1 protein-coding gene is annotated in these 3,175 nt (G+C 69.9%); it reads right to left on the bottom strand.

Translation table 11 applies throughout. The features are described 5' to 3' along the window. Positions 1 to 2,540, bottom strand: a 2,540-nt coding sequence (locus tag BM242_RS28275; RefSeq protein WP_093841801.1) for a DEAD/DEAH box helicase, incomplete at its 3' end; no start/stop codon positions are given. Positions 2,541 to 3,175: the final 635 nt, after the last annotated feature.

Below are 3,175 nucleotides of genomic sequence, written 5' to 3'. Positions count from 1 at the left end.
TGGATGCCGAGTTCGTTGAGTTGTGCGGCGCGCTGCGGGGTGAGCGTCCCCCGCCTGCTCTTGACGTTGGAGATCCACACACCGAGTTTCACGGGCATCAGGTCCTGGTCCTGTTTCCCGCCGCCGGCCGCGCCCCTGGCCTCGGTGGTCGGGTCGGCGGGGGCGTGCTCGATGTGCCCGCGGGGGACGGTCAGATGCCCTTCCCGGGCGAGGTAGCGCCTGGCGGCTTCCAGGCCGCGTTGCCAGGCGAGTTCGCGGGCGCTGGGCCGACTGGGCTGCCCGGCCTGGGGGCGGCCTGCAGAGGGCCGGGCAGGCGGTGTTACGCCCAGCGCGGCCAGGCGCCGGCGCTGCTCGGCGTTCAGGGCCTGCCAGGTCTCGGGTTCGGTCTGCCGGGCGAGCCACCGCCCGACGTCCTCGCCGCCCACGGTGACGCCGGGGAGGAGGTCGGCGAGTTCGGCGCCGCCGTCGAGGCAGGTCTGGACCTTGACGTACATCCGCTGCCATTCGACGGTCCAGCCCAGGGCGCCTGGGTTCCATTCGGGGTCGATGGCGGCCAGGTCGGCCGCGCGCTGCGCGGCGCGCTGGGGGTCCTTGCCCAGCCCGCCGGGGCGGCGGCAGTTGGTGAGGAACTGCCCCACCGCGCGCCCGAGGACGGCGGCTGTCTGCGGGGCGGCCAGGGTGCCGTTTTCGGCGTACCAGGCGCGGCAGGCGGTGAGGTTCTCCTCCCACGCCAGATCCGGCGCGGACCACACCATCCCTAGCTCGTCCAGCCACCCGATCCGCTTGTCATCGAGGCGGCCGGCGGCGTACTCCGCCCGCTGCTCGGCGATCCACCGCCCCAGCGGTGCGCCGGTGCCCGGCTCCCGGTAAGACAGCGGCACCCGCAGGCCTCCGTGCTCGGCGTGGTAGCGCACTGCCGCCGCGTAGCCGCGGGCCCAGGAAGCCCGCTCGGGCTCGATCACCTGCATCTTCACGAATCTGCGGATCGTGGCCGGGTCGCGCTTGGTGGAGAACCGCAGCAGCAGCCTGCCCTCGTCTTCCTCGTCATTTTCCGGTGGAGAACCGATCGGCCGCGAGGGCTCAACCGGCCCCGTCCGCTCTTGCGGGATAGCGAGCATCTCGACCATTTTGGAATCGTGCGCCCGCAAAGCGTTCAGAACATTCACCAAAGGCCGATAAGACCCGGAGGCGTACATCTCTTCCGGCTTTTCACCGGGCGCGAGGAAGACCGGCACAAGCAGCGTCGCCAGTTTGCCCTCCTTCGGCTTCTGCCGCAAGGCCCGCCCGATGGCCTGGACGATCTCCACCACCGAACTCTTCGGATCCACGATGGCAACACTGTCCACCGCCCGGATATCAACTCCTTCTGAGAGGACTTTGCAATTCGCGAGCACGGCGCGGTGTACCGGGATTCCCCGGTGGTCGATTCCCTCGGCGAACTGGCGGAAGATCTCCCGCCGGTAGTCCGCCTCATGCTCGCCGCACAGCCACTGCGACCACACCCGGTCGGCGGCCGGGTGCCGGCCGGGAGTCTCGGCGTGGAGCTTGCCCGCCACCCCGGGCAGACCCGCCGCCCAGGCCTCGGCCTCCATCGTGCGGTGATGGAACGTGATCATGGTCTTCAGGTCATGCTCGGCCATGGCCTCCAGTACGGCGGTCTGCACCGCCGCCATGCGCTTGCCGCGCACCTCCTCGCTGTTCTTGTCCTCCCCGCGAAGCTGCGCCTCGGTCAGTTCATGGTCCCGGATTTCCAGCACCACGATCTGAAAACGCGCAAGGAGCTCCCGCCGGATCGCCTCGGCCAACGGCAATTCGTAGCAGATGGGCCCGTAGATTTTCGGATCTGCCATGGAAGCGGCCATTTCCTCCTTCAGCGCAGGCCGCATTCCCTCCCGCACCTCCCAGCTCGGGGGCCGCTCCTGCCAGATCCGGGGAGTCGCCGTCAGATACAGCCGCCGGCGGGCCGGGATCGCCTCCTGGTCATGGACCGCCGCCCACGCCTTCCCCCAGCTGCCAGAGGTTCTGTGCGCCTCATCCACACACACCAGGTCCCACATGGCCAAGCGCTCCAGCCCGTACCCAGGTCCCGCGTGTGCCTCCTCCAGCACCCCAAGGGAGGAGTAGGTGGCGAAGACGGTCAGCCGCTGTTCCTTCGCCGCCCACAGCGCCAGCTGCTGCGCGCTGGTGGTGGTGCGCACCTCCGCCGTCCACAGCGCCGGGTCGTTGTCCAGCGAGCAGACCGCGAACGCGGTGCCGTGCCGGCCCTCGGCACGCCACTCCCGCACGGTCTGCGCCAGCAGATCCAGCGTCGGCACCAGGACCAGGACCCGCCCGTACATCGCGAGCCGCGCAGCAGCACCGATGGCCATCAGCGTCTTGCCCGTCCCGCACGCGGAGACCACCGTCGCCCGCAGACCCTTCCTCGGGAACCGCTTCCCCGGCGCAGGCTCCAGCGCCCGCACCGCCGCCTCCACCGCCTCCGTCTGATGCGGCAGCAACGGCCGCGGCCCCGCCCGCAGCGCCGTCGGCACCTCCACCATCCCCTTCTCCATGAGCCCACCCATCTCGTCTCGATGATGACCGCCCGCACCCGCTCACGGCGCGATGCCATCATTTCCGTCCCGGCGACCCTGTCCGGTCACCTTCCGGGCTCCGGCCACACCACCGGATCAGCCCGTCCGGGAATGGCACTATTCTCGTAACGATACATGAAGCTAGCGAATGATGCATATCCCTGCTTCAACTTCACGCAGGACGGCATGCCCTGATACGGTGACACCACCACAGGGCGAGACAAGCAGCCAACCCGCGCGAGACAGACACCTGTTATTGGGGTGGGTTTCTCTTCCCGGCGCCCGGTATCCGGCCGCCGCTCCCGCACCGACCGGACCACAGGGCCGGCCGTGCCCGCACCTGCCCCGTCCGGGGTGGTGACCGCGTTTCCGTAACTTCACATGGCCCACCAAACGATGCATCACCCCCGTTGCCCCTGGCTGCTGCTGGCGGTTTTTCGGGCGGAGCGAAGCGGAGCCCGGGGCCGGTAAGCGAAGCGTCCGGCCCCCTCCATCCGGATTGGAGCGAAGCGGAAATCCGGTGCCCGGCGCAACGCGCCGGGCCGCCCGCGAAGCGGGCGGTTCTTTGGGGCCGCGCAGCGGCCCCAAACCCGCTCCGCGGG

It is taken from the genome of Streptomyces aidingensis (assembly GCF_900112355.1).
Classification (GTDB): Bacteria; Actinomycetota; Actinomycetes; order Streptomycetales; family Streptomycetaceae; genus Streptomyces; species Streptomyces aidingensis.
Note: the sequence above shows the minus strand (reverse complement) of the source record. Positions and strands in the feature narration are given on the sequence as shown.